The organism is Niallia sp. 01092 (assembly GCF_052318935.1).
Taxonomy (GTDB): Bacteria; Bacillota; Bacilli; order Bacillales; family Cytobacillaceae; genus Niallia.
Window position 1 is genome coordinate 152,860 of record NZ_JBQRKO010000006.1, and the last position, 26,272, is coordinate 179,131.

26 protein-coding genes are annotated in these 26,272 nt (G+C 35.6%); 25 read left to right on the top strand and 1 reads right to left on the bottom strand.

Annotated features, from left to right (window positions below; translation table 11 throughout):
• Nucleotides 1-87 precede the first annotated feature (87 nt).
• The gene (locus ACTXGU_RS07820) at nt 88-210 is read right to left on the bottom strand and encodes a hypothetical protein (RefSeq protein ID WP_443480945.1); all 123 of its coding nucleotides are present in this window, start codon (nt 208-210) and stop codon (nt 88-90) included.
• A gap of 110 nt (nt 211-320) precedes the next feature.
• Here ACTXGU_RS07820 and ACTXGU_RS07825 point away from each other — a divergent pair, with 110 nt between their 5' ends.
• The 25 genes from ACTXGU_RS07825 (at nt 321) to ACTXGU_RS07945 (ending at nt 26,192) form a co-directional block, all read left to right on the top strand.
• The gene (locus tag ACTXGU_RS07825) at nt 321-2,537 is read left to right on the top strand and encodes a S8 family serine peptidase (RefSeq protein ID WP_443480946.1); all 2,217 of its coding nucleotides are present in this window, start codon (nt 321-323) and stop codon (nt 2,535-2,537) included.
• A gap of 532 nt (nt 2,538-3,069) precedes the next feature.
• Nucleotides 3,070-3,459, top strand: coding sequence for an ATP synthase subunit I (locus ACTXGU_RS07830; protein WP_443480947.1), 390 nt, complete (start codon nt 3,070-3,072; stop codon nt 3,457-3,459).
• 6 nt (nt 3,460-3,465) lie between these two features.
• On the top strand, nt 3,466-4,188 hold the full coding sequence (atpB, locus tag ACTXGU_RS07835; protein ID WP_443480948.1) for a F0F1 ATP synthase subunit A: 723 nt from the start codon (nt 3,466-3,468) through the stop codon (nt 4,186-4,188).
• 69 nt (nt 4,189-4,257) lie between these two features.
• Entirely contained in the window at nt 4,258-4,470 is a 213-nt protein-coding gene (gene atpE / locus ACTXGU_RS07840; protein WP_443480949.1) for a F0F1 ATP synthase subunit C, read from the top strand.
• A 106-nt stretch (nt 4,471-4,576) separates the two neighbouring features.
• The gene (locus ACTXGU_RS07845) at nt 4,577-5,110 is read left to right on the top strand and encodes a F0F1 ATP synthase subunit B (RefSeq protein ID WP_443480950.1); all 534 of its coding nucleotides are present in this window, start codon (nt 4,577-4,579) and stop codon (nt 5,108-5,110) included.
• Entirely contained in the window at nt 5,107-5,643 is a 537-nt protein-coding gene (locus ACTXGU_RS07850; protein WP_443480951.1) for a F0F1 ATP synthase subunit delta, read from the top strand. Before ACTXGU_RS07845 ends, ACTXGU_RS07850 begins: the two co-directional genes overlap by 4 nt.
• Before the next feature lie 24 nt (nt 5,644-5,667).
• Nucleotides 5,668-7,176 carry a F0F1 ATP synthase subunit alpha gene (atpA, locus tag ACTXGU_RS07855; RefSeq protein ID WP_443480952.1) on the top strand — a complete coding sequence of 503 codons (1,509 nt, stop codon included), beginning with the start codon at nt 5,668-5,670 and terminating at the stop codon, nt 7,174-7,176.
• A 32-nt stretch (nt 7,177-7,208) separates the two neighbouring features.
• Complete coding sequence (atpG, locus tag ACTXGU_RS07860) at nt 7,209-8,069, top strand: ATP synthase F1 subunit gamma (RefSeq protein WP_443480953.1); 861 nt, start codon at nt 7,209-7,211, stop codon at nt 8,067-8,069.
• A 146-nt stretch (nt 8,070-8,215) separates the two neighbouring features.
• Nucleotides 8,216-9,631, top strand: coding sequence for a F0F1 ATP synthase subunit beta (gene atpD, locus ACTXGU_RS07865; protein WP_443480954.1), 1,416 nt, complete (start codon nt 8,216-8,218; stop codon nt 9,629-9,631).
• 21 nt (nt 9,632-9,652) lie between these two features.
• Nucleotides 9,653-10,060: a F0F1 ATP synthase subunit epsilon gene (locus ACTXGU_RS07870; RefSeq protein ID WP_443480955.1), complete on the top strand. Its 408-nt coding sequence runs from the start codon at nt 9,653-9,655 to the stop codon at nt 10,058-10,060.
• Nucleotides 10,061-10,629: 569 nt separating this feature from the next.
• The gene (locus ACTXGU_RS07875) at nt 10,630-10,866 is read left to right on the top strand and encodes a DUF1146 family protein (RefSeq protein WP_443480956.1); all 237 of its coding nucleotides are present in this window, start codon (nt 10,630-10,632) and stop codon (nt 10,864-10,866) included.
• A gap of 198 nt (nt 10,867-11,064) precedes the next feature.
• The gene (locus ACTXGU_RS07880; RefSeq protein WP_443480957.1) at nt 11,065-11,811 is read left to right on the top strand and encodes a YwmB family TATA-box binding protein; all 747 of its coding nucleotides are present in this window, start codon (nt 11,065-11,067) and stop codon (nt 11,809-11,811) included.
• A 33-nt stretch (nt 11,812-11,844) separates the two neighbouring features.
• Nucleotides 11,845-13,152, top strand: coding sequence for a UDP-N-acetylglucosamine 1-carboxyvinyltransferase (gene murA / locus ACTXGU_RS07885; RefSeq protein WP_443480958.1), 1,308 nt, complete (start codon nt 11,845-11,847; stop codon nt 13,150-13,152).
• A 625-nt stretch (nt 13,153-13,777) separates the two neighbouring features.
• A complete protein-coding gene (gene spoIID / locus ACTXGU_RS07890; protein ID WP_443480959.1) occupies nt 13,778-14,800 on the top strand; it encodes a stage II sporulation protein D in 1,023 nt (340 codons plus the stop codon).
• A gap of 329 nt (nt 14,801-15,129) precedes the next feature.
• Entirely contained in the window at nt 15,130-16,755 is a 1,626-nt protein-coding gene (locus tag ACTXGU_RS07895) for an RNA-guided endonuclease TnpB family protein (RefSeq protein ID WP_443480960.1), read from the top strand.
• A gap of 375 nt (nt 16,756-17,130) precedes the next feature.
• Nucleotides 17,131-18,060, top strand: a complete 930-nt coding sequence (locus ACTXGU_RS07900) for a peptidoglycan DD-metalloendopeptidase family protein (protein WP_443480961.1) — start codon at nt 17,131-17,133, stop codon at nt 18,058-18,060.
• A 596-nt stretch (nt 18,061-18,656) separates the two neighbouring features.
• Complete coding sequence (gene spoIIID, locus ACTXGU_RS07905; protein ID WP_101179322.1) at nt 18,657-18,926, top strand: sporulation transcriptional regulator SpoIIID; 270 nt, start codon at nt 18,657-18,659, stop codon at nt 18,924-18,926.
• A gap of 998 nt (nt 18,927-19,924) precedes the next feature.
• Nucleotides 19,925-20,926, top strand: coding sequence for a rod shape-determining protein (locus tag ACTXGU_RS07910; protein ID WP_443480962.1), 1,002 nt, complete (start codon nt 19,925-19,927; stop codon nt 20,924-20,926).
• A 304-nt stretch (nt 20,927-21,230) separates the two neighbouring features.
• A complete protein-coding gene (locus ACTXGU_RS07915; protein WP_443480963.1) occupies nt 21,231-22,049 on the top strand; it encodes a flagellar hook-basal body protein in 819 nt (272 codons plus the stop codon).
• A 45-nt stretch (nt 22,050-22,094) separates the two neighbouring features.
• The gene (locus ACTXGU_RS07920; protein ID WP_443480964.1) at nt 22,095-22,922 is read left to right on the top strand and encodes a flagellar hook-basal body protein; all 828 of its coding nucleotides are present in this window, start codon (nt 22,095-22,097) and stop codon (nt 22,920-22,922) included.
• A 28-nt stretch (nt 22,923-22,950) separates the two neighbouring features.
• Nucleotides 22,951-23,229, top strand: coding sequence for a DNA-directed RNA polymerase subunit beta (locus ACTXGU_RS07925; protein WP_443480965.1), 279 nt, complete (start codon nt 22,951-22,953; stop codon nt 23,227-23,229).
• 268 nt (nt 23,230-23,497) lie between these two features.
• Nucleotides 23,498-23,935: a 3-hydroxyacyl-ACP dehydratase FabZ gene (fabZ, locus tag ACTXGU_RS07930; RefSeq protein ID WP_443480966.1), complete on the top strand. Its 438-nt coding sequence runs from the start codon at nt 23,498-23,500 to the stop codon at nt 23,933-23,935.
• Between the two features lie 265 nt (nt 23,936-24,200).
• Complete coding sequence (locus tag ACTXGU_RS07935) at nt 24,201-25,460, top strand: hypothetical protein (protein WP_443480967.1); 1,260 nt, start codon at nt 24,201-24,203, stop codon at nt 25,458-25,460.
• 35 nt (nt 25,461-25,495) lie between these two features.
• Nucleotides 25,496-26,086 carry an accessory gene regulator B family protein gene (locus ACTXGU_RS07940; protein WP_443480968.1) on the top strand — a complete coding sequence of 197 codons (591 nt, stop codon included), beginning with the start codon at nt 25,496-25,498 and terminating at the stop codon, nt 26,084-26,086.
• Complete coding sequence (locus ACTXGU_RS07945) at nt 26,067-26,192, top strand: AgrD family cyclic lactone autoinducer peptide (RefSeq protein ID WP_443480969.1); 126 nt, start codon at nt 26,067-26,069, stop codon at nt 26,190-26,192. Before ACTXGU_RS07940 ends, ACTXGU_RS07945 begins: the two co-directional genes overlap by 20 nt.
• The last annotated feature ends 80 nt before the right edge of the window (nt 26,193-26,272 follow it).

Consider the following 26,272-nt stretch of genomic DNA (forward strand, 5'->3'; position numbering starts at 1 on the left):
GAAAGTGGATTTGTCCAAGCTGTCAATTTGTTTCGAAAAATGCGCATATTCAAGCAATCATTGACTATTTGCTAATCAACACTACAATTACAAATCAACAATGTAGAGATTTTCTTGTAATATCATCTGAGCATATTGCAAAACATTTACTGCGCTCCATGAAGCTTTCATATGTTGGAAAAACAAATACTCGTAAATATTTCCTGTCATAATAAATCCCCTCCTCACACATATTTTTCCCTTTAAGTGAAACGATAAGCTATACCCTTTATCATAAATTCTCCAAATTTTATTTCAGTAAAGTATAAAGGAGATCCAACATGAAAAAATTCATCATACTAATAGCCTTATGCACGCTCCTATGGACAAATAATACACATGCCATCTCAATAAATCTCCCATCTATTCCAAAGGAAAACTTTAATGAAAGAAAAATAGCAATTGTTAAAACAGAAAACCCTTTTTCGAGTAAAGAGATAGACCAGCTTTTACAGTCTTATAAAACGATAAAAAAACGCAATGTTTTTCATGAAGTTTTCAACGGGTTTTCTGTGGAGGGATCGATTGCTGAATTGAAAATATTAGCACGAAACCAATTAGTTGAAATGGTTTCGCCTGTACATACTTATAAGGTAGAAACCGAAAATCCGGTGCAGTTAATTGGAGCAGAATTCAAAGAAAATATTAATCGAACATATAAACAGTTGACCGGAAAGGGGGTAAAAGTTGGGGTGATTGATACAGGGATTGATTATAAGCATCCTGATTTAAAGGCAAATTATAAAGGAGGATGGGATTTTGTAGATCGTGATAAAAACCCGATGGAAACAGTTGGGAAGGGAACGAGAAATACACTGCATGGTACACATGTTGCAGGTATTATTGCCGCAGATGGAAAAATAAAAGGGGTTGCTCCGCAAGCAGAAATTATTGCTTACCGAGCACTTGGTCCAGGCGGATCTGGAACGACAGAACAAATACTAGCAGCTATTGAACAAGCGATAAAAGATAAAGTAGATATTTTAAACCTGTCATTGGGTAGTGAAATAAATGGGCCGGATCTCCCTATTAGTTTAGCTTTAAATAAAGCGGTAAAAAAAGGGATTATTGCGGTTGCTGCAGCAGGTAATTCGGGACCTTCTGAATGGACAGTAGGTTCTCCTGGTACAGCAAGTAAAGCAATTTCTGTTGGAGCTTCTACCCCATATATGCAAATAGCTTCTATAAAAATAAATAATAAATCCCTATTTTTAACTAGTATGAAACAGAGCGAAAGCTGGAGAAAGTCTAATTTAATGGAAGTAGTTAGTGCAGGACTTGGGAAGAAACAAAATATAAAAAATGTAGATGGGAAGATGGTGTTATTAGAAAGAGGGGAATTGACTTTTACAGAAAAGGTCATGAATGCGTATAAAGCTGGAGCAACAGCTGTGCTGATTTCTAACAATATCGATGGTCCTCTTATCGGAAGCTTGGAAAAAGAAATTCCTATTCCTGTTGCGGGAATAACAAAAGGTGAAGGAGAAATCATTAAACAAAAACTCAAAAACGCTCCTTTATATGTACGTGTTGAAACAAAATGGGAAAAAGATCTACTAGCTGATTTTAGTTCAAGAGGCCCTGTTACTAATAGTTGGGAAATAAAACCAGATGTGCTTGCTCCAGGGGTTGTGATAAATAGCACAGTTCCAGGTGGATATATGTCCCTTCAAGGAACCAGTATGGCTGCACCCCATGTAGCAGGAGCATGTGCCTTGATATTGGAAGCCCATCCTAATTGGACCCCGGAAGAAGTAAAAGCGGCTCTTATGAATACGGCAAAACCAATGATGAATCGAGAAGGAAAGAGATATAAAGTATATGAACAAGGAGCGGGAAGAATTCAAGTGAAAGAGGCCATTAGAGCTAATATACTCATCATGCCCGGCTCTATTCGATTTGGGAAATTCCGGTTTGTTGACCATCTCCATGAGCATACAGCGTATATAAAAGTAAAAAATGTCGGAGAGACAATAGAACAGATCTCCTTTTCTATACCAAAAAAGAAAGACGGCATTACTTGGGAGATGCCCTTTTCCTTTCGTTTAGAAAAGGGGGAAACAAAAAATGTACCGATTAGCATGATGGTGGATAGTGAAGTTTTTAAAGAGAATCTTCAAGATGGTACATTAGAAATAAGGGCAGGAAAACAACAAATACATATTCCTTATTTATATGTACTAGAAGAACCGAACTACCCAAGAATAATGGGATTCGACCTTATAAAAGATAACAAAGAAAACACATATAAATATGAAGTGTATTTACCTGGTGGAGCAGAGGAGTTTGGCATCGCCTTATTTGAAAAAGAAAGTTTACAGTTTGCCCAATTTCTAGATTGGAAAAAAGATGTTAGAAGAGGGATGATAACATCTAAAATTAAAGAAGAGAACATACCAGATGAAGGGGAATATATAGTAAAAGTATTTGCACGAAAATCCGGAAAAGAGGACATCATTAGTTCATATTTGTCTATTGGACCATGGAAATCAAAATGACATATGATATATATAGAAGAAACGCAACTTTGAGGGGAACCGTAATAATGATAGAGTTTTCCTAAATGAGTATGTGTTTCTTCTATAAATTCGGTCTATATTTATAAAAATTTAAAAAGTATGTGAATAAATTCTCTAATCTATAAAAAAATAGTTATTTCATGTTAAAATAAATAATGTTAAAACAGGTACTTATCAATAGCCACTTTTTTGTAACATTCCATGCTCTTTTTTTGAAGTATCCGTTTTCAATAATAGTATCATGAATATATTGTGAAATATATGATTGTAGCGTTTCAACACTATTAATACTAATTGACATTGACATTGGCTTATTGTATGCTTACAAAGGGAAGAATGGCAGGGTTTTCAGCTTAATTTTTCATTTAATTTAGGCGATTTTAAGAGATTGCTTTGTTTTTATGAGGTTTTTCTATTTTCTAATATGTTTTCACTAGAAAGTAGAGCTTTAGACACTGACATTTGACTAAACAGTTTTGCAGAAAGAAAGTGATCAGGAGATTGGCTAATTATGCTTGAAATTAGACTGATGCTATCAAGACAAGGTAGATACATATCTGTTTTATTGTCTTTATATTTAATAGGGTGGGCTTTGACCCCGTTCCAGCCGGTTTTTTTAGGGCTGATTATTGGAACTGGTTTAAGCTTTTTTAACATGTTTTTACTAGTAAGAAGAATGGGGAAGTTTAATACAGCAATTGATAAAGGAAAAAAAATATCCTCGTTAGGCATGCTGTCAAGAATGGCAACCGCTATACTTGGAGTAGCATTGGCGATGGAATTTCCTGAACATATTCATCTTATTAGTGTGGTTATTGGATTAATGACTTCTTATGTAGTCATTATGATAGATTTTATATTAAATACTATTCAAACAGGTAGTAACAAAAAAGAGAGGTGAACATGATTGGAACATAAAGAACCGATTTACCACTTGTTTGGCATCGATTTTTTGCAGTTTAATTTAGCAAATGTAATGATGATTACCATTGCAAGTGCAATAGTATTAATTATAGCAGTACTTGCAACACGAAAGCTGGCCCTAAAGCCTACTGGACTCCAAAACTTTATGGAGTGGGTAATGGACTTTGTAAAAAATATCATCAACAGTACAATGGACTGGAAAGATGGTGGGAAGTTCCATATTTTAGGTATCACGCTTATATTTTATATTTTTGTCTCAAATATGTTAGGATTGCCTTTTGCCATTGTAATAAATGGGGAGCTTTGGTGGAAATCACCGACAGCAGATCCAACTATTACGTTAACACTAGCAGTGTTGATTATTGCTCTCACTCATTATTATGGTATTAAACAAAAAGGATTTAAAGAATATTCTAAAGGTTTCTTCAGTCCAATGAAGTTTTTATTTCCTTTAAAAATCATAGAAGAGTTTGCAAATACACTTACTCTTGGATTACGTCTCTACGGTAACATATATGCAGGTGAATTGTTGCTATCCCTTTTAGTAGGATCATTAGCAGCTACAGGAACAGCAGGCTTAATAGCTGCCATTCCGTTAACACTTGTATGGCAAGGTTTTTCGATATTTGTCGGTACAATACAGGCATACATCTTTACAATGTTAACAATGGTTTACATGTCTCATAAAGTTAGTCATGACCATTAATATATACCCTTTGTTACAAAAGGTGAAACTAAAAAATAACTTATGTTTATAAATTAGGAGGAAAAAATAATGAATCTTATAGCAGCAGCAATAGCAATCGGTTTAGCAGCACTTGGAGCAGGTATTGGTAACGGATTAATCGTAGGTCGTACAGTAGAAGGAATTGCTCGTCAACCAGAAGCGCGCGGTTTACTACAAACAACAATGTTCATCGGTGTTGCCCTAGTAGAAGCACTACCAATTATCGGCGTAGTTATTGCATTCATGGTTTTAAACCGTTAATTCATAATGTTATCTTATGCGGCGAAGACAATCTTCTATAAGAACTTCGCCTTTCCTTTATGTCCTAAAATGTAATAATGGTTGAGTATTGAAGGGAGTGAACCAAGTGTTATTGAACAATTTAGTTCTGGGAGCTGCAGAAGCTGCATCTCATGAAGGTATAAATTATGGAGATATTATCTTACAGCTCGTTGTTTTTATCGTTCTTCTTTTTTTGTTAAAGAAATTAGCTTGGGGCCCATTAATGGGAATCATGAAACAAAGGGAAGAGTTCGTAGCAAACGAAATTGAAGCAGCAGAAAAAAGCCGAAAAGATGCTGCGAACGTTTTAGAAGAGCAACGTGTATTGTTAAAAGAAGCGCGTGTAGAAGCGCAAAATTTAATGGAAAATGCAAAAGCTCAGGCAAATGCACAAAGAGAACAAATTATTGCAGATGCAAAACAAGATGCAGAACGTTTAAAGAGCTCTGCTTTGCTTGAAATTGATCAGCAAAAAGAAAAGGCTGTTGCAGCTATTCGTGATCAAGTATCGTCACTATCTGTATTAATCGCTTCAAAGGTTATTGAAAAAGAATTAAATGAACAAGATCAAGAGAAGCTGATAAATGATTATATACAAGAGGTAGGCGAAAAACGATGATGGATATAGGAGTTTCAAAGCGATACGCTTTAGCCCTTTTCCAAATCGCAAAAGAGAACGGTAACGTAGATCAATTGGAAGAGGAAGTTCGTGTTGTAAAAACATTTTTTACTGCTTCATCTGAATTACATCTGATTTTAAAATCTCCTAATATTTCATTGGAGAAGAAAAAAGAGTTAGTAAAGAATGCTTTTGCTCAGGCAAGCAGCTCTTTACAAAACTTATTGATGTTATTGATAGATCGTCACCGTGAAGACTATATTGCAAGTATATGTGATCAATTTTTATTTTTAATAAATGAAGAAAAAGGGATTGCAGATGCAAAAGTCTACTCTGTACGACCATTATCAGATGATGAAAAAAGTGCAATTTCCGCTGCTTTTGCAGTAAAAGTGGGTAAAACATCGCTTAATATTGAAAATATAGTAGATTCCAATCTTTTAGGTGGAATAATTGTTCGAATCGGAAATCAAATTTTTGACGGTAGCTTGCAAGGCAAACTAGATCGTCTACAACGAAAATTATTAGGATAGTATTTCTAGATAGGGGTGAAACGCATGAGCATCAAAGCGGAAGAAATTAGTGCTCTTATAAAAAAGCAAATCGAAAATTATCAATCGGAAGTTCAAGTTAGTGAAGTCGGTACAGTTATTAGTATTGGTGATGGTATCGCACGTGTTCATGGGCTGGACAATTGTATGGCTGGCGAGCTGGTTGAATTTTCAAATGGTGTGATGGGCTTAGCGCAAAACTTAGAGGAAAGCAATGTTGGTATCATTATTCTTGGACCTTTTGCGGATATTCGTGAAGGAGACGAAGTTCGTCGTACGGGCAGAATAATGGAGGTTCCTGTAGGAGAAGAATTAGTTGGTCGTGTAGTAAACTCACTTGGGCAGCCAGTTGACGGACTTGGTCCAATTAATGCTAGCAAAACAAGACCAATTGAATTTCTTGCACCAGGTGTTATGGATCGTAAATCGGTTAGTGAACCGCTTCAAACAGGAATTAAAGCAATCGACGCGCTTGTTCCAATCGGACGTGGACAGCGTGAATTGGTTATTGGTGACCGTCAAACAGGTAAAACATCTGTAGCAATCGATACAATCTTAAACCAAAAAGACCAAGATATGATTTGTATCTACGTTGCAATTGGTCAAAAAGAATCAACAGTTCGTAATGCGGTTGAAACTCTTCGTAAGCATGGTGCATTAGATTACTCTATCGTAGTAACTGCATCAGCGTCTCAACCAGCTCCGTTACTATACTTAGCTCCATATGCTGGTGTAGCAATGGGAGAAGAATTTATGTATAACGGCAAACACGTGTTAATCGTGTATGATGATTTATCTAAACAAGCGTCTGCTTATCGTGAGCTGTCACTATTATTACGTCGTCCTCCAGGCCGTGAAGCATATCCAGGGGATGTATTCTACTTGCATTCTCGTTTATTAGAACGTGCTGCAAAATTAAGTGATGCAAAAGGTGGCGGATCTATTACAGCTCTTCCATTTATTGAAACACAAGCGGGTGACGTATCTGCGTATATTCCAACAAACGTAATTTCGATTACAGATGGACAAATTTTCTTGCAGTCTGATTTATTCTTCTCTGGTGTTCGTCCAGCTATTAACGCGGGATTATCTGTATCACGTGTAGGTGGATCAGCACAAATTAAAGCGATGAAAAAGGTTGCAGGTACATTACGTCTTGACCTTGCATCATACCGTGAGTTAGAATCATTTGCTCAATTTGGTTCTGATTTAGATAAAGCGACACAAGCTAAATTAAATCGTGGTGCGCGTACAGTAGAAGTACTAAAACAGGATTTAAATAAACCATTAAAAGTCGAAAAACAAGTTGCTATTTTATATGCATTAACACGTGGATTCCTTGATGATATTCCAGTTCATGATATTAGACGATTTGAAGAGGAATATTTAAATTGGTTAGATCACAACCGTAAAGATTTGTTAGATCACATCGTGTCAACAAAGGAACTTCCAGCTGACGATGATATGGCAGCTGCTATTAACGAATTTAAAAAATCGTTTGTAGCTTCTGAATAAGAAGACAAACTTATGATTGGTGGTGAGAACCGTTGGCATCATTACGTGATATAAAATCTCGTATAAATTCTACAAAAAAAACGAGTCAAATAACCAAAGCCATGCAAATGGTTTATTCAGCAAAAATGAACAGGGCTGTATTAAATGTTAAATCGTTTGCCCCATATATGACGAAAATCGAAGAGGTCACTCATTCTGTTGCATTAGGAGGATCGGCTGCAGCACATCCTATGCTTCAAAATCGACCAGTCAAAAAAACAGGATACATTGTTATTACATCGGAACGTGGACTAGCAGGCGCTTATAATAGTAATGTTTTAAGAAAGCTTGGCCAAACAATTAAAGAACGTCATCAATCAAAAGATGAATATGCGATAATTGTTGTCGGCAGATTAGGTCGCGATTTCTTAGTGAAACAAGGGTATAATGTTGTTTTGGATGTAATCGGAATACCAGACCTGCCTGATTTTTTAGATATAAAAGATGTAGCTAGCAAATCAGTAGGAATGTTTGCGGATGGTACATTTGACGAGTTAAATATCTACTATAGTCATTATGTAAGTGCTATTCAACAAGATGTAATAGAGAAGAAAATTCTTCCTCTAACAGATTTAGGTAGCACTGCAACGAAGCTTACTTCTTATGAGTTTGAGCCATCAGCAGAAGAAATATTGGATGTTTTACTGCCGCAATATGCTGAAAGCTTAATCTATGGTGCATTGCTCGATAGTAAGGCAAGTGAGCATTCTGCAAGGATGACGGCAATGAAAAACTCAACAGATAACGCGAAAGAAATAATTGATAATTTAAGTTTAGTATATAACCGTGCACGCCAAGCAGCGATTACACAAGAAATTACCGAAATTGTTGGTGGAGCTGCTGCATTAGAATAGTTCCTTTAAAAAAAGGAAAAAGGTTGTTTCATAACAAAAGACTATCTACTCCATTATACATTTCATTAACAATAGAAATGTATAATGGGTAGCTAGTCTCTTGTTTGGACACCCTTGTTTTAAGAGAAAGTTTAGGAGGGAAAATAATGAGCTTAGGACGAGTTCTTCAAGTAATGGGACCAGTTGTTGACGTTAAGTTCGACGGAGGATATTTACCTGATATTAATAACTCATTAAAAGTAGTTCAAACTGCTGGTAGTGATGCGAATGTCGAATTAACGCTTGAAGTGGCCCTTCATTTAGGTGATAACACAGTTCGAACTATTGCAATGTCTTCTACAGATGGAATTACTAGAGGTACACAAGTAGAGGATTCTGGTAAGCCAATTTCAGTTCCTGTTGGGGACGTTACACTAGGACGTGTATTTAATGTTTTAGGAGAAACAATTGATTTAGATCCAAAAATTCCTGCGGATGCAAGACGTGATTCTATTCATAGAGAAGCTCCTAAGTTTGAACAGCTTTCAACACAAGTTGAAATTTTGGAAACTGGTATTAAAGTTGTAGACTTACTTGCCCCTTATATTAAAGGTGGGAAAATTGGATTGTTCGGTGGAGCGGGAGTTGGTAAAACCGTTTTAATCCAAGAATTAATCAATAATATTGCACAAGAACATGGTGGTATCTCTGTTTTTGCTGGAGTTGGAGAGCGTACACGTGAAGGAAATGACCTTTACTTTGAGATGACTGATTCTGGTGTTATCAAAAAAACAGCGATGGTATTCGGACAAATGAATGAGCCGCCTGGTGCCCGTATGCGTGTTGCATTAACAGGATTGACAATGGCAGAATACTTCCGTGACGAACAAGGTCAGGACGTATTATTCTTTATCGATAACATTTTCCGTTTTACTCAAGCAGGTTCAGAAGTATCAGCCCTTCTTGGCCGTATGCCTTCAGCGGTTGGGTACCAGCCAACACTTGCTACTGAAATGGGTAAACTGCAAGAGCGTATTACATCTACTAGTGTAGGTTCTGTAACATCTATTCAAGCAATTTACGTACCAGCGGATGACTATACAGATCCGGCTCCTGCTACAACATTTGCTCACTTAGATGCAACAACAAACTTAGAGCGTAAACTAACAGAAATGGGTATTTATCCAGCGGTTGATCCGTTAGCATCAACATCTCGTGCATTATCTCCAGAAATTGTAGGAGAAGAGCACTATAGTGTTGCACGTCAAGTACAGTCAACATTACAACGTTACAAAGAGCTACAAGATATCATCAGTATCCTTGGTATGGATGAGTTAAGTGATGAAGATAAACTAGTTGTACACCGTGCAAGAAGAGTTCAGTTCTTCTTATCACAAAACTTCCATGTTGCTGAACAGTTTACAGGTCAAGCAGGATCTTATGTACCAGTAAATGAAACAGTAAAAGGATTTAAAGATATTTTGGAAGGAAAATACGATAATCTTCCAGAAGATGCATTCCGTCTTGTAGGACGTATAGAAGAAGCTGTTGAGAATGCAAAAAAAATGGGTGTTGAAGTTTAAACATAATCAGGAGGGGTAGAAATGAAGACGATTAAAGTCAATGTAGTAACTCCTGATGGCCCGGTGCATGAATCAGACGTTGAAATGGTTATCGCAAAAGCAGAAAGTGGAGAATTAGGGATACTTGCAGGGCATATTCCAATGGTAGCACCCCTAAAAATTGGGGCAATTCACTTGAAAAACGGGAAGTCTTCTGAATATATTGCTGTAAATGGCGGTATTTTGGAAGTGCGTCCAGAACAAGTAACAGTGCTTGCTCAGTCTGCTGAAACTGCGGAAGAAATTGATTATGATCGTGCTTTACGAGCTAAGGAGCGTGCCGAAAAAAGAATACATGAACAAAAAAATGAACATGTAGATTTTAAACGTGCTGAACTTGCTCTTAAACGTGCAATGAATCGTATATCCATTGTTGAAAAGAAATATTAATAATGATAAATACCTCTCTATTGTTTACCATACAATAGAGAGGTATTTTTTATCGGACAGGAAAAGATAATATAAAAAATATACAGTTTAATTTATGTTCTCTGTTAAATTCCATGGGTGATTTTCTAAAGGCTATTTTCTCAAAGGTTGTTGTTTTTTACGTGGAAAAAATGGGAGAAGAAGTACTTAACAGACTGAATACACGTAGACTCCTGTGGGAATGCGAGAAAGACGAGACCCCATAGGAGCGTATGCGACGAGGAGGCTCGACGCTCGCTAAACGGACGAAGTGTATTCAGGCTGCGCGTTTAAAAGCAATAATCTATACGAAAACAGCCTTTTCAAAAGGTCAGGAAATTCACTCCCTTTCCGCGGACGAACTGGCAAGCCGTCTTGCTTAGATCGTTTTTTCACAGGAGTCTCGCAGATTCTCTTCCCATAAACAACATGATCGTTAAACGGAGCTAATTAATAAGAAAAATAAAAAAAGATGAAACCTTTTTAGCAGTTAACTCGTCAAATAAGAGTTAGTACATAAGGAATCGTTTTAGATTGGGGGATGTGTCTAGTTGATTTCAAATTTCGGACAGCAAGCGTTACTTAGTATCATCGCTCATGTTATTTTTATTGCATTAGCATGGTGGGCATTACAATCCTTAAATTTTGATAAATTCCTTCGTGCAAACAAAGTTTTTCAAGCGAGAGTATTATATGTATTATTGTCTATTATTATTGGTTCCATTATTAGTAATTTCTTCTTAGATTATTTAACATGGTCGCAGCAATTGCCATTAATTATGCAATGAACTGCATAAAAAGCATAAAATATAGGTCTTCATACATGTTTTCATTTGGGGTGTTTTTCTGTACAATTCAAATTGCGTGTGTATAAAAAATAGTATGTCTATTACTAAAGAAAATATTCTTGTCAAAATGTGACGACAATTCCTCTGTATGCAATCCTTCGCCATGGACAAAATGGTAGTAAGGGGGAGGAATTATAAATGAATAAAATATTTTATATCACTTTCACTATTTTTATGGGGTTTGCTGTTTGGATACTTGGATATAACACCATTAATGCGCATACACAACTTGATTTGTTCACTATAAATGAAATATTAAAAAATGAAAACGGGATTCAAATCAATGAATGGTCTCTAAATGCAAGAGAAAAGCTGGAAAATGTAACAACCATACAAGATGCGAAAAATTACCAAGAATTAATGAAGGAAAAATTCCCGACAGCGAAATGGCAGGAAACAAAAAATCGACAAAGCTGGCAAATGAAAGCTTTGCTGCGGTCTAATAAAAACATGGAAGAAAGCATTATTATTACTACTTCTTTAACAACAAAAACTTCCCAATCATATATTATATATGAGGCAAAAGGGAAGGAGTTAAAAGACGAAACAAATAAAAAGCTGCAACAGCAAATAGAAGAAAATATTTCTGCCATATTTCGGGGTGAACCTACAATTTTCTCTTGTATAAAAGGCGAATTCAATGATAAGATTAATGAGTCTTTGCCTTATTATGTAAACCATTTGCTAAGTGTTTTTCAAGCAAAACAAATAGAAGCGTTAAAAGAAAATGAATTTATTTCTACTTCTGCTTATACACCAATATTTGAAGAGACAGTTCATAACAGCAAAGAGGCAATGAATTTACAATTAGGAATAAGAACACAAGGAATGGGCGGTAAAACTACCATTGTAGTTGGCACACCCATCATAACGATTGAATATTAATATAGAGACATTGGACGCGGAGGGGAATACACTTTGGATAAAATCATCGTCCGCGGCGGAAAAAGGTTAAATGGAACGGTTAAAGTAGAAGGCGCAAAGAATGCCGTTTTGCCTGTAATCGCCGCAACATTATTAGCAAGTGATGGAAAAAGTATTATTAAATCAGTTCCAACTCTTTCAGATGTATATACAATTAACGAAGTATTGCGTTTTTTAAATGCGGAAGTTAAATTTCATAATAATGAAGTAGTTGTAGATGCATCACAAGAGTTAAGTGTGGAAGCACCTTTTGAATATGTTAGTAAAATGCGTGCTTCTGTTTTAGTTATGGGTTCACTGCTCGCTAGAAACGGAAGAGCGAGAGTAGCATTACCAGGTGGTTGTGCTATTGGTTCAAGACCAATCGACCAACACCTTAAAGGCTTTGAAGCAATGGGTGCAAAAGTTCAAGTGGGGAATGGCTTTATTGAAGCATCAGTTGAAGATCGTTTACAAGGTGCAAAAATCTATTTAGATTTCCCAAGTGTTGGTGCTACAGAAAATATTATGATGGCAGCAACTTTGGCAAAAGGCACAACTGTTATTGAGAATGTTGCAAAAGAACCTGAGATTGTTGACTTAGCTAATTTCTTAAATAAGATGGGTGCAAAAGTTAGAGGTGCGGGTACTGGGACAATTCGAATTGAAGGGGTAGACGTATTATTTGGTGCAGAGCATTGTATTATCCCTGATAGAATTGAAGCAGGAACATTTTTAGTTGCCGCTGCTATTACAGGAGGAGATGTCCTTGTACAAGGAGCTGTTCCTGAACATTTATCTTCTTTAATTGCAAAAATGGAAGAAATGGGTGTTGTTTTTAAGGAAGAAGAAGACGGCATTCGTGTAATCAGTGCAAATAATTTAAAAGCAGTAGACATTAAAACAATGCCACACCCTGGATTTCCAACAGATATGCAGTCACAAATGATGGCATTATTACTTCGTGCTAAAGGAACAAGTATGATAACGGAAACTGTTTTTGAAAACCGTTTTATGCATGTAGAAGAATTTAGACGTATGAATGGTGATGTGAAAATTGAAGGTCGTTCGGTTATTATGAATGGACCAACAAATTTACAAGGTGCTGAAGTAGCAGCAACTGATCTTCGTGCTGCGGCTGCATTGATTTTATCTGGCCTTGCTGCAGATGGAATCACACGCGTAACGCAACTTAAACATTTAGATCGTGGTTATGTTAATTTCCATCAAAAACTTGCTGCATTAGGTGCGGATATTGAAAGAGTAACAGAAGAAGAAGAGGTTACATTAACAGCATCTTATGTTGCTGATTTAAATGCATAAAGCTATTTGGCTGCAAATTTTATTTATTGGTGATAAATAAAATTTGCAGTTTTTTTGTCGTCTAAGAAATTATAAACGAAATGGGATTGTGGATAACTCGGCGGTTGTGTCCGCATCTAGCTCCAGCGCCTAGCTCTTGTGAAAAATAACCCCATGCCTCTAAAAGTAAAAAGCACTTTTGGAGTCATGTGAACATTTTTCTTCAGAGCTGTTCAAGGCGCTTGCTCTTTTGTTCTTTAAAAAGGTATTGAATGTGAAAAGAGTGGTTTTTAATTAGAGGTTTTGAAAGTTAGGCGGGAAAAAGGGTATTAATGAAATAATATGCAAAAAAAACGCTGATAGAACAACTATTTAGTTGTTTCGAAAAGAATTTTCCTCCTGCTTAATCTTGTCATAAAAGCATGTCCCACTCCATATGAATGTTAAGAAGAGACGTCATTTATTGGATAAGAAAGACAAGTTTTTTGAAGTTAGATAGATGTCCAGCTCCGGCGCCTAGCCCCTGTGAAAGATAACCTCTTGCCTCTAAAAGTAAAAAACACTTTTTGAGTCAAGAGAACATTTTTCTTCGGGGCTGAGCAAGGCGCCTGCGCTTTTCTTATTTCGTTCATATGGGGGCCTTGACATGATTAAAATCAAACCATTCATCGTACTAGGAGTAATTCTGTTTGCCATCACATTATTAATACCTTCCATATTAGTTCTACCTTTTATGGAGGCAAAGATTAGTGGAAAATTAGGAGAAAATGTGCAAGAAGTAAATAAAAGCAAAAAGACTTCAGGGCCTGCCGTTGAGGTAGCAGTTTATAGAGAAAATAAAAAGGCAGTAGAAAAGCTAGATTTAGATGAATATGTTCTTGGAGTGGTAGCTAGTGAAATGCCTGCAGATTTTAATCCAGAAGCGTTAAAGGCTCAAGCGTTAACGGCAAGAACCTACATTGTAAAGAAGTTGGAAAGCGGTGAGTCATCAGACCTTCCTGACGGGGCAGTAGTTGGTGATTCTATCAATTATCAAGTATATAAAAGCAGGGAAGAATTAAAAAAGCTTTGGAAAGCATCTGATTATAATTGGAAAATTAAAAAATTGGAAGAAGCTGTCGCAGCTACTTCGGGGCAAATACTGACGTATGCTGGTAAACCAATTGATGCCACTTTTTTTTCGACAAGCAATGGTTATACTGAAAGCTCTAGTAGCATATGGCCAAATAAGATCCCCTATTTAACAAGTGTGGAAAGTCCGTGGGATATAAAGTCTCCAAAATATAATGGAAAAAAGGTGCTGTCGGTAGCGGAATTTGAACAAAAACTAGGCGTTACCTTAACCAGCAGCGCAGAAGTAGGACAAATTACAGCGTACACAGCAGGAAAACGTGTTGCGAAAGTAAATATTAATGGCAAAGTGTTAACAGGTAAAGATATAAGAGATAAACTTGAGTTAAAATCCACTGATTTTAAATGGGTACGCAAAGGAGACAACATCGTAATTACAACAGAAGGATATGGCCATGGTGTTGGCATGAGTCAATATGGAGCGAATGGAATGGCTTCAGAAGGAAAGAACTATAAAGATATTGTGAAACATTACTATAAAGGTGTTCAAGTAGCAGATGCAAGTAGTTTGTTAACGAAATATACGGCAAAAAAATAATAAAAGCGGAAGCGCCTTGATCAGCCCCGAAGAAAAATGTTCACTTGTCTCAAAAAGTGTCTTTTACTTTTAGAGACAAGTGATTATCTTTCACAGGGGCTAGGCGCTGTAGCTAGACAAAGAAAAGCGGAAGCGCCTTGGCTAAAAAATGAGCCAGGCCTTTTTTGCAGAGAAACTAAGTTTTCACAGAATTTTAGGCAAAGGAAGCCCATTCCTTCAGGTGTGGGAGGAATTTGCTTTTTTTGAACATTTTGTTAAAAGGTACATTTGTTCCATTTTATTTGTTATAATTATAACGCAAACAAATGTTCTGTATGGAGGTTTTTGTAATGGCAAAGGAGAAAAAACCTTCCTATGTATTAACGATGGAATTATGGACAAATCCTTCTATTATAAAAGACATAGAGAGCGATTTAGAAGTGAGTCGCGTCATTTATAATTCGTGTCTTGGAGTATTATTAAAACGTGAGGCACAAATGAAACGGACAAAAAAATATAAAAAATTAAGTAGATGTCTTCGTGCTGTTTCTAAAAAACTCTCCTACTACAAAGCACAAGGAAATAAAAAGAACATCCAATTCTATCAAAACGAGAAAAAGCAAATCATGAGGAAAATATTTGATATACAAGAACAATTTGAGTTAACGGAGTATGCTATGCACGATTATCTTAAAGCCATTCGGAACCATTTTGGAAATACATTAAATGCAGATTTTGCTCAGAAGGCAGCTACTCGTGCTTGGAATACGTTTCATAAGAAATTGAAGGGTGAATCCAAGAGAGTAAACTTTATTAAACGCGGAGAAATAGTTAGTTTTGAAGGGAAGAAAAACAATACCGGGTGGTTTTATCGAGATGGAAACATTGTTTATGGAAAAACAAAAATAAATTTAATGATAAAAGAAAATGATTTGTACATGCAGGAAGCATTGTCTAACCTCAAAAACAGCGTTGAATTTGAATACAAAACTAAAAAAGGCGAGGTAAAAAACTCTTTCTATAAAGTGAAATATGTTCGTATTGTAAAACGTGTAATACGTGGGAAAACTCGTTATTTTGCACAATTGATCGTTCAAGGATTTCCTCCAGCGAAACGAAATAAAGATGGTTCATTTAGGTATCAAATAGGGGAAGGTCGTGTTGGCGGAGATTTAGGAACTTCTTCTATCGCAGTCGTTGGAGAGAATAACGTTCTCTTAACGAATTTAGCTGGGAATGTGATGAATCTATCAAGGAAAATTCGATTGATTCAAAGAAAAATGGATCGTTCAAAACGAGCGATGAATCCGAAAAATTATCATCCAGATGGAACGATTAAAAAAGGAAAAAAGACGTGGATTTACTCCAAAGGTTATTTGAAGTTAAAATCGAAACTGAAAGAGTTATACCGAAAACAGGCCGTTTGTAGAAAACTATCTCATCGTACATTAGCTAATAGACTCCTCTCTTTCGGAGATGAACATTACTGGGAAGAAATGAACATAAAGAGTTTGCAAAAACGTTCTAAGAAAATAGAAATCAGTGAAAAAACAGGAAAATACAAACGTAAAAAGCGTTTTGGAAAAAGTATAGGGCACCGTGCTCCTGCAATGTTTATAAACATACTTGAACGAAAAGTAACAGCTCAAGGCGGAATATTTAAAAAAGTGAATACAAGAACATTTAAAGCGAGTCAATATAATCATAAGACAAATGATTATACGAAAAAAGAATTGAAAGAAAGATGGCACAGCTTTGATGATGGGACAAGCATTCAACGAGATTTATACTCGGCGTTTCTGTTGATGAATTCCAATTGTACCGGAACAAAAACGAATAGAAAACTTTGTGAAAAGACATTTGAGCTGTTTCAATCTTTACATGATAAAGAAATAGAACGAATAGAGAAACAAGGTGTAATGGTGTTAAATTCAGGCATTCAATTAAAAAACAAAAAAGCTGCAGCAGCGGTTTAAAAAACAAAAATGGCGGTGTGACCTACCGAGTCTGTGAGGGCCATAGATGCAGTCGTAAATGGCAACAGAGGTTGCTTTGGCTGTGAAAGTTCTGAATAAACCTTTAAACATGATGTTTATTAATGTCAGTGCTTCATTCCCAAGCCGTCCACTTGTAAAAGTGTGGAGTGTGTGAATGTACTTGTACATGTATGAATGAAGAGAAGCAAGAGTTTTTCAGAACCCCATTGCTTTAGCGGTGGGAGTGTCAGTCATAATTTTAATAAAATATGAATAATAAGGTGGTTTTTGTCGAAAAATAACTTTTTAAAATTTTTTTGAAGAATGTATATAATTCTCATTATCTGTTCAGAATGATTGCTGAGGTGATGATAAATGAGAGAGGAAGAAAACAAACGTACTTCTCCAAATTCGAAAGTAAAACGCTTCTTTAAAAAGCGTTGGGCATTCCCAGCCGTTTATATTGCAAGTGCAGCCATTATTTTAACAGGTGTTCTTTGGTATCAAAACAGTGTATCAAACAGCGATGATTTTAAATATGATGCAACTGATTCGCCAACGAAACAATTTAATGATCCAGGGCTGCCAGTGAGTAAAGACTTAGAAAATTTTGCTTGGCCAGTAGCTGACCCAGATGCAGTTGTTACACAGAAAGAATTCTATGACAATGCAGAAAGCAAAGACAAACAAGTAGGTGCATTAGTATTCTATGATAATATGTACCAACCGAATACAGGTATCGATTTGAAAATGAAGGATGACAGTGAATTTAATGTTGTTGCATCCTTAAGTGGAACCGTTACAAATGTCACTACAGATCCAGTGTTAGGAAATACAATCGAGTTGGATCATGGAAATGGTATCAAAACAGTGTATCAATCAGTAAAAGATTTTAAAGTGGAAAAAGGCGACCAAGTAGACAAAGGACAAACACTTGCAACAGCTGGTAAAAGTTCTTTTAATAAAGAAGCCAGTGTTCATGTACATTTTGAAATTCGCAAAAACAATGTGGCTGTAAATCCGATTGACTTTTTCGATAAGTCATTAAGTGCATTAGAAAAAGATGAATCAATCGGTGCCAGTGCTGCTACAGAAGATAATGCGGCAGTAGAAAAAAAGGCAAGCGACGAAGATTCTAAACTAGATGAAAGCAGTGCAGAACCAAGTACGGAAGGCTCTTCTGTAGAAGATTCAAAATCAAGTGATGATGCTTCTTTACAAGAAAAAAAATCATCTGATTCTACTGAATCAACAACAGATGAACCAAACTCTGAAAGCAGCGTAACAACCGATCCTAACGCATAAAAAGATAAATAGTCTGGTGATTCTTATTGGCAAAAATAGCCGCTAATAAGAAGACCAGGCTTTTTTTAATGAATAAGGTAAGCTAGTTAATCCCTGCTTATATTGTCGAACTAAATACCGTATCTTCTTATTTCGATTATTTTCCACTTAATCTTTTATCTTATTCTGTAAATTATCGTTATTTCCCGAGAAATTTGTCTTCTTTTCCCTACTAGTGCTGGTTCTGTCATTATTTGTTTAGTTATGTTTGGATACCCTCTTTTTTATGGAAGAAGGAATCTTTTTAAAAAAAATAAGACAAAACCTTGTCCCTATTCACTTTTTTCTGCATAAACTGATACCCAAGCTAATAAACTGTTACAAACATTACAAAGATGAAGTTTGGAGTGAAGAGTCGTTTACAGATAATTGGTATGCAGTCGGGAACATGCTTAATCATAATAAGTTCAGAAAGCGCTGTAAGCTTTCTGCCGCATGAGGAATAAAGCTACTTTACATGAGTATGAAAGGAAACGTGCGGGATGAAGAATTTCTATGAAGCGAAAAGCGAGTCTCATTTCACACTTCTCACATCCAATTTAAGGAGGGCGAGTGGTGTGCACGATTACATCAAAGAGAGAACTATCAAGATTGGAAAGTATATCGTGGAGACGAGAAAAACAGTTCGCGTTATTGCGAAGGAGTTTGGCGTATCCAAAAGTACAGTTCATAAGGATTTAACAGAAAGGCTTCCAGAAATTAATCCGGATCTAGCCAATGAAGTGAAAGAAATTCTTGATTACCATAAATCAATCAGACATCTTCGTGGTGGGGAAGCAACGAAAATGAAGTATAAAAAAGAAGAATTAGAAGGGGAAACTGTATAATTTTTATAACAAAAAAGGACCGCATATACACAATAAAGCAGTAAAAACTACTATCGATGGGGAAACCTCCGTCGATAGAACCAAAACTATACATAAATTAATTGATAAAGTATTAAAGCTCAAAAATAGAGCTTTTTATTTTTGTTGAGGGTTGTTTTCTCAAAGTTAGTTGTTTTTTACATAAAAAAATGGGAGAAGAGTACTTAGCAGCCTGCATACATGTAGACTCCTGTGGGAGTGCGAGAAAGACGAGACCCCGCAGGAGCGTATGCGCGACGAGGAGGCTTGTCGCTCGCCCACGGAAAGCGAAGGGTATGCAGGCTGCGCGTTTAAAAGCAACAATCTATATGAAAACAGCCTTGTTGAAAAAGGTTTCTTTATAACAAAATTCTTTTTTGAATGAAAGTTAATGACGAATATATTTTATCCTAATAAACGAATTAGAAAAAAATTGCTGAAATACCGCTAAATTTTTACAAAAAGTTATTCCTTTTAGCATGGTTATGATAAAATAGAAAATTAGAGTGGGATAATATGCTTACCGCAAAAACATCATTAATGTAAGTTCAAAAAGGGAACAAATTAGAAGCAAGCCAACGAAGAGATTCGCCGCTTATCATTTGGTGCCTTTTTGAACCTCCTCTAATAGGAACGCATGTTTCATATGTTTAGTATACTAAAGAAATGATACTTTGTATAGGATATAAAACGATTGGTATCAATAGAAATGAATATTTTTTCATGTTATAAATGAATGGAAATTAAAATAATAAATGAATAAGAAATGAGATAAAGTTGAATAGACAGTGAAATAACATAAGTAACCTCCACTTTATCCAGCTTCTTACATACAAGTACGAGCTATCTATTTTAATAAAGTGTGTCAGAAATAGTTCACACAAAACTTTTTATGAGCATGGGAAAACTAGGACAAGATATGTGCCTAATCGGAGTAGCGGTAGGAATTTACGGAAAAATAATGACAGGAGGAAAACATAATGTTTGCTAGAGATATCGGCATTGATTTAGGAACAGCCAATGTATTAATTCATGTAAAAGGTCGCGGAATTGTATTAAATGAACCATCAGTAGTAGCACTTGATAAAAACACGGGGAGAGTGCTTGCTGTTGGAGAAGAAGCTCGTCGCATGGTTGGTCGTACACCGGGCAATATTGTAGCGATTCGCCCATTAAAAGATGGTGTTATAGCCGATTTTGATGTAACAGAAGCTATGTTAAAACATTTTATCAATAAGTTAAATGTAAAAGGATTTTTATCTAAGCCACGAATTCTTATTTGCTGCCCAACTAATATTACGAGTGTAGAACAAAAGGCCATTAAAGAGGCGGCAGAAAAAAGCGGCGGGAAAAAAATCTATTTAGAAGAAGAACCAAAGGTTGCAGCAATTGGTGCTGGAATGGACATTTTCCAACCAAGTGGAAATATGGTAGTTGATATCGGCGGCGGAACAACTGATGTTGCTGTTTTATCAATGGGGGATATTGTTACTTCTTCTAGTATTAAAATGGCAGGGGATAAGTTCGATAATGAAATCCTGCACCATATTAAAAAAGAATATAAACTTTTAATTGGTGAACGTACAGCAGAGAATATTAAAATTAATATTGGGACTGTTTTCCCTGGAGCTAGAAAAGAAGAAATGGATATTCGCGGTCGAGATATGGTTTCAGGTCTGCCAAGAACGATTAAAGTACATTCAGAAGAAATTGAGCTTGCCTTAAAAGAATCAGTAGCAGTTATTGTCCAAGCTGCAAAAAGTGTACTGGAGAGAACTCCTCCTGAGCTGTCAGCAGATATTATTGACAGAGGAGTTATATTAACAGGCGGCGGCGCATTGCTGCACGGAATGGACCAATTATTAGCGGAAGAATTAAAAGTGCCTGTATTAGTGGCAGAAAATCCAATGGATTGTGTAGCAATTGGAACAGGCATCATGTTGGATAATATCGATCGTTTACCGAAAAAAAGATTAGGGTAATAATGGGATATATAATATTAGTGTTTAAATAAGTTGTCTTATTATAAAAATCGACTGTTTTGGAATGTTTCCGAGTAGTCGATTTTTTTTTTTTCGGAAAATCTGTTTAACCACTTTTATTTAAAGATCGACTCTGTAGATTCTCGACTTATATAGGAAGATAGTCAATTTTAATAGCAAAAATTGCTTATTTTCGGCAAAATATACTGTTATATTTGTCGATTTTTTTTATAATAGTGTATATAGATAAGTTCGGTATATTTTGAAATTAGGAATAAAACTATTAAAAAGAATGGAGATCATTATGTTTAAAGGTTTTTATACTGCTGCATCTGGAATGTTGACACAGCAAAGAAAAACGGAATTGTTAACAAATAATATGGCAAACAGCAATACTCCAGGGTTTAAGGCAGACAATTCTAGCATTCGTACCTTTCCGGAACTTTTACAAAAAAGTGTAGAGACGAATTCTTTTACTGGGATAACTAAAAAAACTCCGATTGGATTATTGGCGACAGGTGTATACATGCAAGAAGCTATTCCGAATTTTGTTCAAGGTGATTTACAGCAAACCGAACTTAAAACAGATATGGCACTTGTGAATCAAACAGTTCCTGGTGATGATAACAATAAAACGGGCTCTATTTTCTTTACCATTCAAAATGCAGATGGAGAAGTCCGTTATTCAAGAAACGGAAACTTTACTTTGGACAGCCAAGGATTTTTAACTACGTCTAACGGTTATTATGTACTAGATGAAAATAATAATACGATTCAGCTTGAAAATGATCAATTTACCGTTTCGAGTGATGGTGTTTTAACAGGAAGCAATGGAGAAAGGTATCGTTTAGGAATAAGCTATACAAATAATCCGCAAGCACTTGTAAAAGAGGGCGACGGTCTTTATCGCCAACAAGATGACAATGCCCTCGAAAATGCATACACAGCCGATGGAGTAGCTTTTCAGTTAAAACAAGGATTTTTAGAAAACTCAAATGTTGATACCGCAAAAACAATGACAGAAATGATGACAGCTTATAGAAGCTTTGAAGCTAATCAGAAAATACTGCAAGCTTACGATAAAAGCATGGACAAGGCAGCAAATGAGATCGGCAAAGTATAATACAAAGTAAAGTAGTGGCTATTACACCCACCCAGGGGGATACACATGAATAGAACGATGTTAACAGCAACAAATACATTAACGCAATTACAAAAGCAAATGGATACAATCAGCAACAATATAGCGAATGTAGATACAAATGGCTACAAAAAGAAAAATGCAACATTTACCGATTTGCTTTTTCAACAGTTTAATAATCAGGAAAATGCGGATTTAGAAGTAAGCCGTTTAACTCCTAACGGAATTCGACAAGGTGTTGGGGCAAAGGTAGCACAATCGCAAACGGTAATGTCACAAGGAAGTTTAAAAACTACGGACCGTTCATTGGATACTGCTTTTACAAAAGAAGGCCAGTTATACCGTGTTCTTGTAAATAATGGACAATCTTCTGAAGTACAATATACAAGAGATGGGGCATTTTATTTAACGCCCGTTTCGGAAAATGAAAACATGCTTGTAACGAAACAAGGATATGCCGTTTTAGATGAAACGAATAATCCAATTTTGCTTAACAATAATGTAAACGAATATAAGTTATCTGCAACAGGAACACTAACTGCTGCTTTGTCTAATGGACAGGAACAAAATGTAAACTTAGGTGTTTCTTATGCAAATTACCCTCAGCTTTTAGAAAAAAAAGGGGATAATTTATATGGACTTCCAGGCAATATTGAAAATGCCGAGGCGCTGACAGATTTAGATGGACCTTTACGAGGGCAAATCGCAGTGCAGCAGCATACATTAGAAAATTCAAACGTAGATATAAGCAAAGAGATGGTGAATCTGCTAACAACACAGCGTTCCTATCAATTTCAATCAAAATCCATCACAATTGCCGACCAAATGATGGGATTAGTTAACGGGATACGTTAAAGTACGTGTTTAAAAAGGAGATAGGATAATGTCAGTAAACAGTAGTAGCCAAGAAATGATGAAAACAAGAGAACAGATAAAAGCAGCAAGTCAGCAAAAAGAAGATAATACTACTGCTGCTAGAAAAAAAATAAGAGTTCGTCTTATTCCCATTTGGCTGCGTATCCTGTTAATTATTGTATTGATGGCGTTTAGCGTCAGTACAGGAACAGTAATAGGCTATAGCGTAATGGGGAATGGAAAAGCAAGCGATGCGTTCAAAAAAGAAACTTGGACACATATTATCGATTTAGTAGATAAAAAATAAAACGATGTAAAAGGCGGCGAAGCTACGCTTATTTGAAATGTAATGATAGAAATTTTCTGCTTCTATATTTCGTTTTTAATTAATATATAGTATGGATTGGATACGTACACTATTTATTTGTGAATTTTACCTAAACAAATTCTTATTTTCATACCGGGTTGTGAGTGAAAACTATGTTAGCTTCTGTGAGCAATCATTTTTATTTTGGTTTTTCCCATCGTTTTTTAGTACAATAAGATAGAATCACATGTTAGTAGGAGGTCATAAAATGTTAGATATAAATCAAATCAAGGAAATTATTCCACATCGTTATCCATTTTTATTAGTAGATAGAATTTTAGAAGTGGAAGAAGGAAAACGTGCTGTTGGAATAAAAAATGTTTCGGCAAATGAAGAGTACTTTAATGGGCATTTTCCAGATTTTCCTGTTATGCCAGGTGTTCTTATCGTAGAAGCGTTAGCGCAAGTTGGTGGAGTAGCAATGCTGATAAAAGAAGAAAATAAAGGACGACTAGCATTTTTGGCTGGAGTTGATAACTGCCGTTTTAAAAAGCAAGTATATCCTGGCGACCAACTTCGTTTAGAAGTAGAAATGACTCGTGTTCGCGGAAGCTTTGGTAAAGGCAAATGTGTAGCAACAGTAGACGGTGAAATTGCATGTGAAGCAGAGATTATTTTTGGATTAGGTGATAAGAAAGAAGGGTGACAGCATGTCATCTTTTTTTAAGCTGTTTTCTAAAAGTTTGTTGTTTTTGAATAAAAAAATAAACATAGCTGAAGCACTGAGCAGCCTGAATACACGTAGACTCCTGCTTAGAAAAGCGAGAAAGACGAGACCCCACAGGAGCATAGCGACGAGGAGGCTCGGCACTCGTCCGCGGAAAGCGAAGTGTATTCAGGCTGCGGGTTAAATAACAACAATCTATACGCAAAGAGCCTTGTTTTTAGATCAGTTAGGAGATCGATTGTTTATGAGCTATATAATAACTTTTTTAGTATCTCTAATAGAATGGGGTGGATTAATTTCCTTTCCACTTATTTTCCTAGGTTATAAATATAAAAATTATATAAAAAGCATCATCATTCAATCCGCATTAATGAGCTTTTTATCAATTTTTTTACATGCAATCTCTCTTCCCATTCCTGTAATAGTGGGTATACAAATAATTATTTTAATCACTCTAATAAAATTTGGATTGAAAACAAATAACATAGAAGCAATCACTTTAACAAGTATTGGGTACGGATTCTATTTATTTCTGCAGCTGCTTATTATTGAGCTGTATTCCAGTATCCTGCAAGGAAGTTATGTAAAGCTTTTTAAAATGAGTAATGTTTCAGTAATAATCCCAGTAATAACTATTTCCTTATTATTGATTTTTTGTTATATTTTATATAGAAACAAGCTTCAAATTTCTGAATTGAGGTATCAATTAAAAGCGGATAATCTCGATAAAAAAATAAAAAGAATGATTCAAGCACTATTTGTGATGACTTATATTTTCATATGTGTAGGAACGGCTGTTATGATGGTAGATAAACAAGTGAAATATTCATTTGTTCTGCTGAGTATCATCGTGTTGTTTGGAATGATGCTGTGTTATTTAATCTTACATTCACAGCTTCAAATGAAACAATTATTGCATGCAAAAAAGTATTATTTAGACCAAGAACAGCAAATAGCAACATTTGTAGAGAAATTAAAACAAGAATATGTCATGCATTTCAGAGCAATTGAAAAATTAAATCATTCTGGTTCACCTTCTATTATTACAGAGTATATGGACACACATCAGCTGCAGCAAATAAATAATAATTGGAAGAAAAGAAATTTCAGGGAAGGAATGGAAGGACTCGACCCATTATTATTTTCTTTTTTCAATAATAAAAGGAAATTGGCCGATTTATTAGAGGTTGAGATGGTAATTAAAACGCAAATAAGTTCAGAAGAATTTACAAGTTTAAGCCAAATTAGAAATTTAAGTTTAATTATTGATGATTTAATCCTTTCCCTTTTTCAAGCTGCTTCCGATGTCCAGAAATTGATCCACATTAACATAGAAATAACAGATAAATATTTTTCTTATACAATAGCAGCCAATCTTTTTATTGATCCAATTAACACAGATTTAGGTTTATTTGATGCCATCATCAAGTTAAAACAAAATAAAGCGACTGTAGATATTGTTTTAGATCCAGTTAGTGTTAAGATTTTGATTCCAGTTATATGAGTACGTGAAAACATTCTCTATAAGGGGTTGAAACGATGATAGAGCGATATGCAGTAGTGTTTGCAGACAAAATAAAAAAATCGAATCCTGACGAAACAGCACCACATGATGTGTTAGTTTTTGGCTTCATCATCGTTTTTAACATAATTATGACAACGCTGCTGCTGACTGCAGTTGGTTTTATCATTGGAAAACCGTTTTATATATTAGCTATAGCTTTTGCTTTTATGAGTATGCGATTGCTAACAGGTGGTCCACACTTGAACCATGCATTCGCTTGCTCATTAGGAAGTACACTTTTTATGGTAATCGGATCCTTTTTATCAGTTCATATCATTTCTGTTATATTTTATGCAGTATGTGCTTTCTATTTATATATCCGTTATGCCCCATTTTACGAACAAGATCAAGTTGTTCATGCAATAAGCTGGGAAAAGAAGAAGAAAAATTTTGCTTTATGTATTTTATTTATGAGTAGTTTGCTTGCAGTGTTTTTCGATTATCCTGCATTTTTAATAGGAGCATATCTGCAAAGTATCACCATTATTCCTTTTATGATTAAAGGCATACATCGCATGAATGATGTCTTGAAAGGGGGTGATAAATTTGAAGAAAGCGACTGCTAAACATCTATCAAACGCAACATTATCTTTATCCAAAATGTTTGTTAAAGCATCTAGTCCATTATTTCATTTACCAAAAATCCCGACAAGTTTAAAAAAAGAAAAATAAAAGGAATTAACAGCTATGAATAAAACGTAATGACGAACCTTTGATTTATAAAAGAGGGTTCGTTTTTTTATTAAAATTTA

Excerpts from the sequence above, each read along its gene's own strand:
- ACTXGU_RS07820 (WP_443480945.1), bottom strand. The coding sequence starts at position 210 with ATGACAGGAAATATTTACGAGTATTTGTTTTTCCAACATATGAAAGCT.
- ACTXGU_RS07825 (WP_443480946.1), top strand. The coding sequence starts at position 321 with ATGAAAAAATTCATCATACTAATAGCCTTATGCACGCTCCTATGGACA.
- ACTXGU_RS07830 (WP_443480947.1), top strand. The coding sequence starts at position 3,070 with ATGCTTGAAATTAGACTGATGCTATCAAGACAAGGTAGATACATATCT.
- atpE (WP_443480949.1), top strand. The coding sequence starts at position 4,258 with ATGAATCTTATAGCAGCAGCAATAGCAATCGGTTTAGCAGCACTTGGA.
- ACTXGU_RS07850 (WP_443480951.1), top strand. The coding sequence starts at position 5,107 with ATGATGGATATAGGAGTTTCAAAGCGATACGCTTTAGCCCTTTTCCAA.
- atpA (WP_443480952.1), top strand. The coding sequence starts at position 5,668 with ATGAGCATCAAAGCGGAAGAAATTAGTGCTCTTATAAAAAAGCAAATC.
- atpD (WP_443480954.1), top strand. The coding sequence starts at position 8,216 with ATGAGCTTAGGACGAGTTCTTCAAGTAATGGGACCAGTTGTTGACGTT.
- ACTXGU_RS07870 (WP_443480955.1), top strand. The coding sequence starts at position 9,653 with ATGAAGACGATTAAAGTCAATGTAGTAACTCCTGATGGCCCGGTGCAT.
- ACTXGU_RS07880 (WP_443480957.1), top strand. The coding sequence starts at position 11,065 with ATGAATAAAATATTTTATATCACTTTCACTATTTTTATGGGGTTTGCT.
- spoIID (WP_443480959.1), top strand. The coding sequence starts at position 13,778 with ATGATTAAAATCAAACCATTCATCGTACTAGGAGTAATTCTGTTTGCC.
- ACTXGU_RS07895 (WP_443480960.1), top strand. The coding sequence starts at position 15,130 with ATGGCAAAGGAGAAAAAACCTTCCTATGTATTAACGATGGAATTATGG.
- ACTXGU_RS07900 (WP_443480961.1), top strand. The coding sequence starts at position 17,131 with ATGAGAGAGGAAGAAAACAAACGTACTTCTCCAAATTCGAAAGTAAAA.
- ACTXGU_RS07910 (WP_443480962.1), top strand. The coding sequence starts at position 19,925 with ATGTTTGCTAGAGATATCGGCATTGATTTAGGAACAGCCAATGTATTA.
- ACTXGU_RS07915 (WP_443480963.1), top strand. The coding sequence starts at position 21,231 with ATGTTTAAAGGTTTTTATACTGCTGCATCTGGAATGTTGACACAGCAA.
- ACTXGU_RS07920 (WP_443480964.1), top strand. The coding sequence starts at position 22,095 with ATGAATAGAACGATGTTAACAGCAACAAATACATTAACGCAATTACAA.
- ACTXGU_RS07925 (WP_443480965.1), top strand. The coding sequence starts at position 22,951 with ATGTCAGTAAACAGTAGTAGCCAAGAAATGATGAAAACAAGAGAACAG.
- fabZ (WP_443480966.1), top strand. The coding sequence starts at position 23,498 with ATGTTAGATATAAATCAAATCAAGGAAATTATTCCACATCGTTATCCA.
- ACTXGU_RS07935 (WP_443480967.1), top strand. The coding sequence starts at position 24,201 with ATGAGCTATATAATAACTTTTTTAGTATCTCTAATAGAATGGGGTGGA.
- ACTXGU_RS07940 (WP_443480968.1), top strand. The coding sequence starts at position 25,496 with ATGATAGAGCGATATGCAGTAGTGTTTGCAGACAAAATAAAAAAATCG.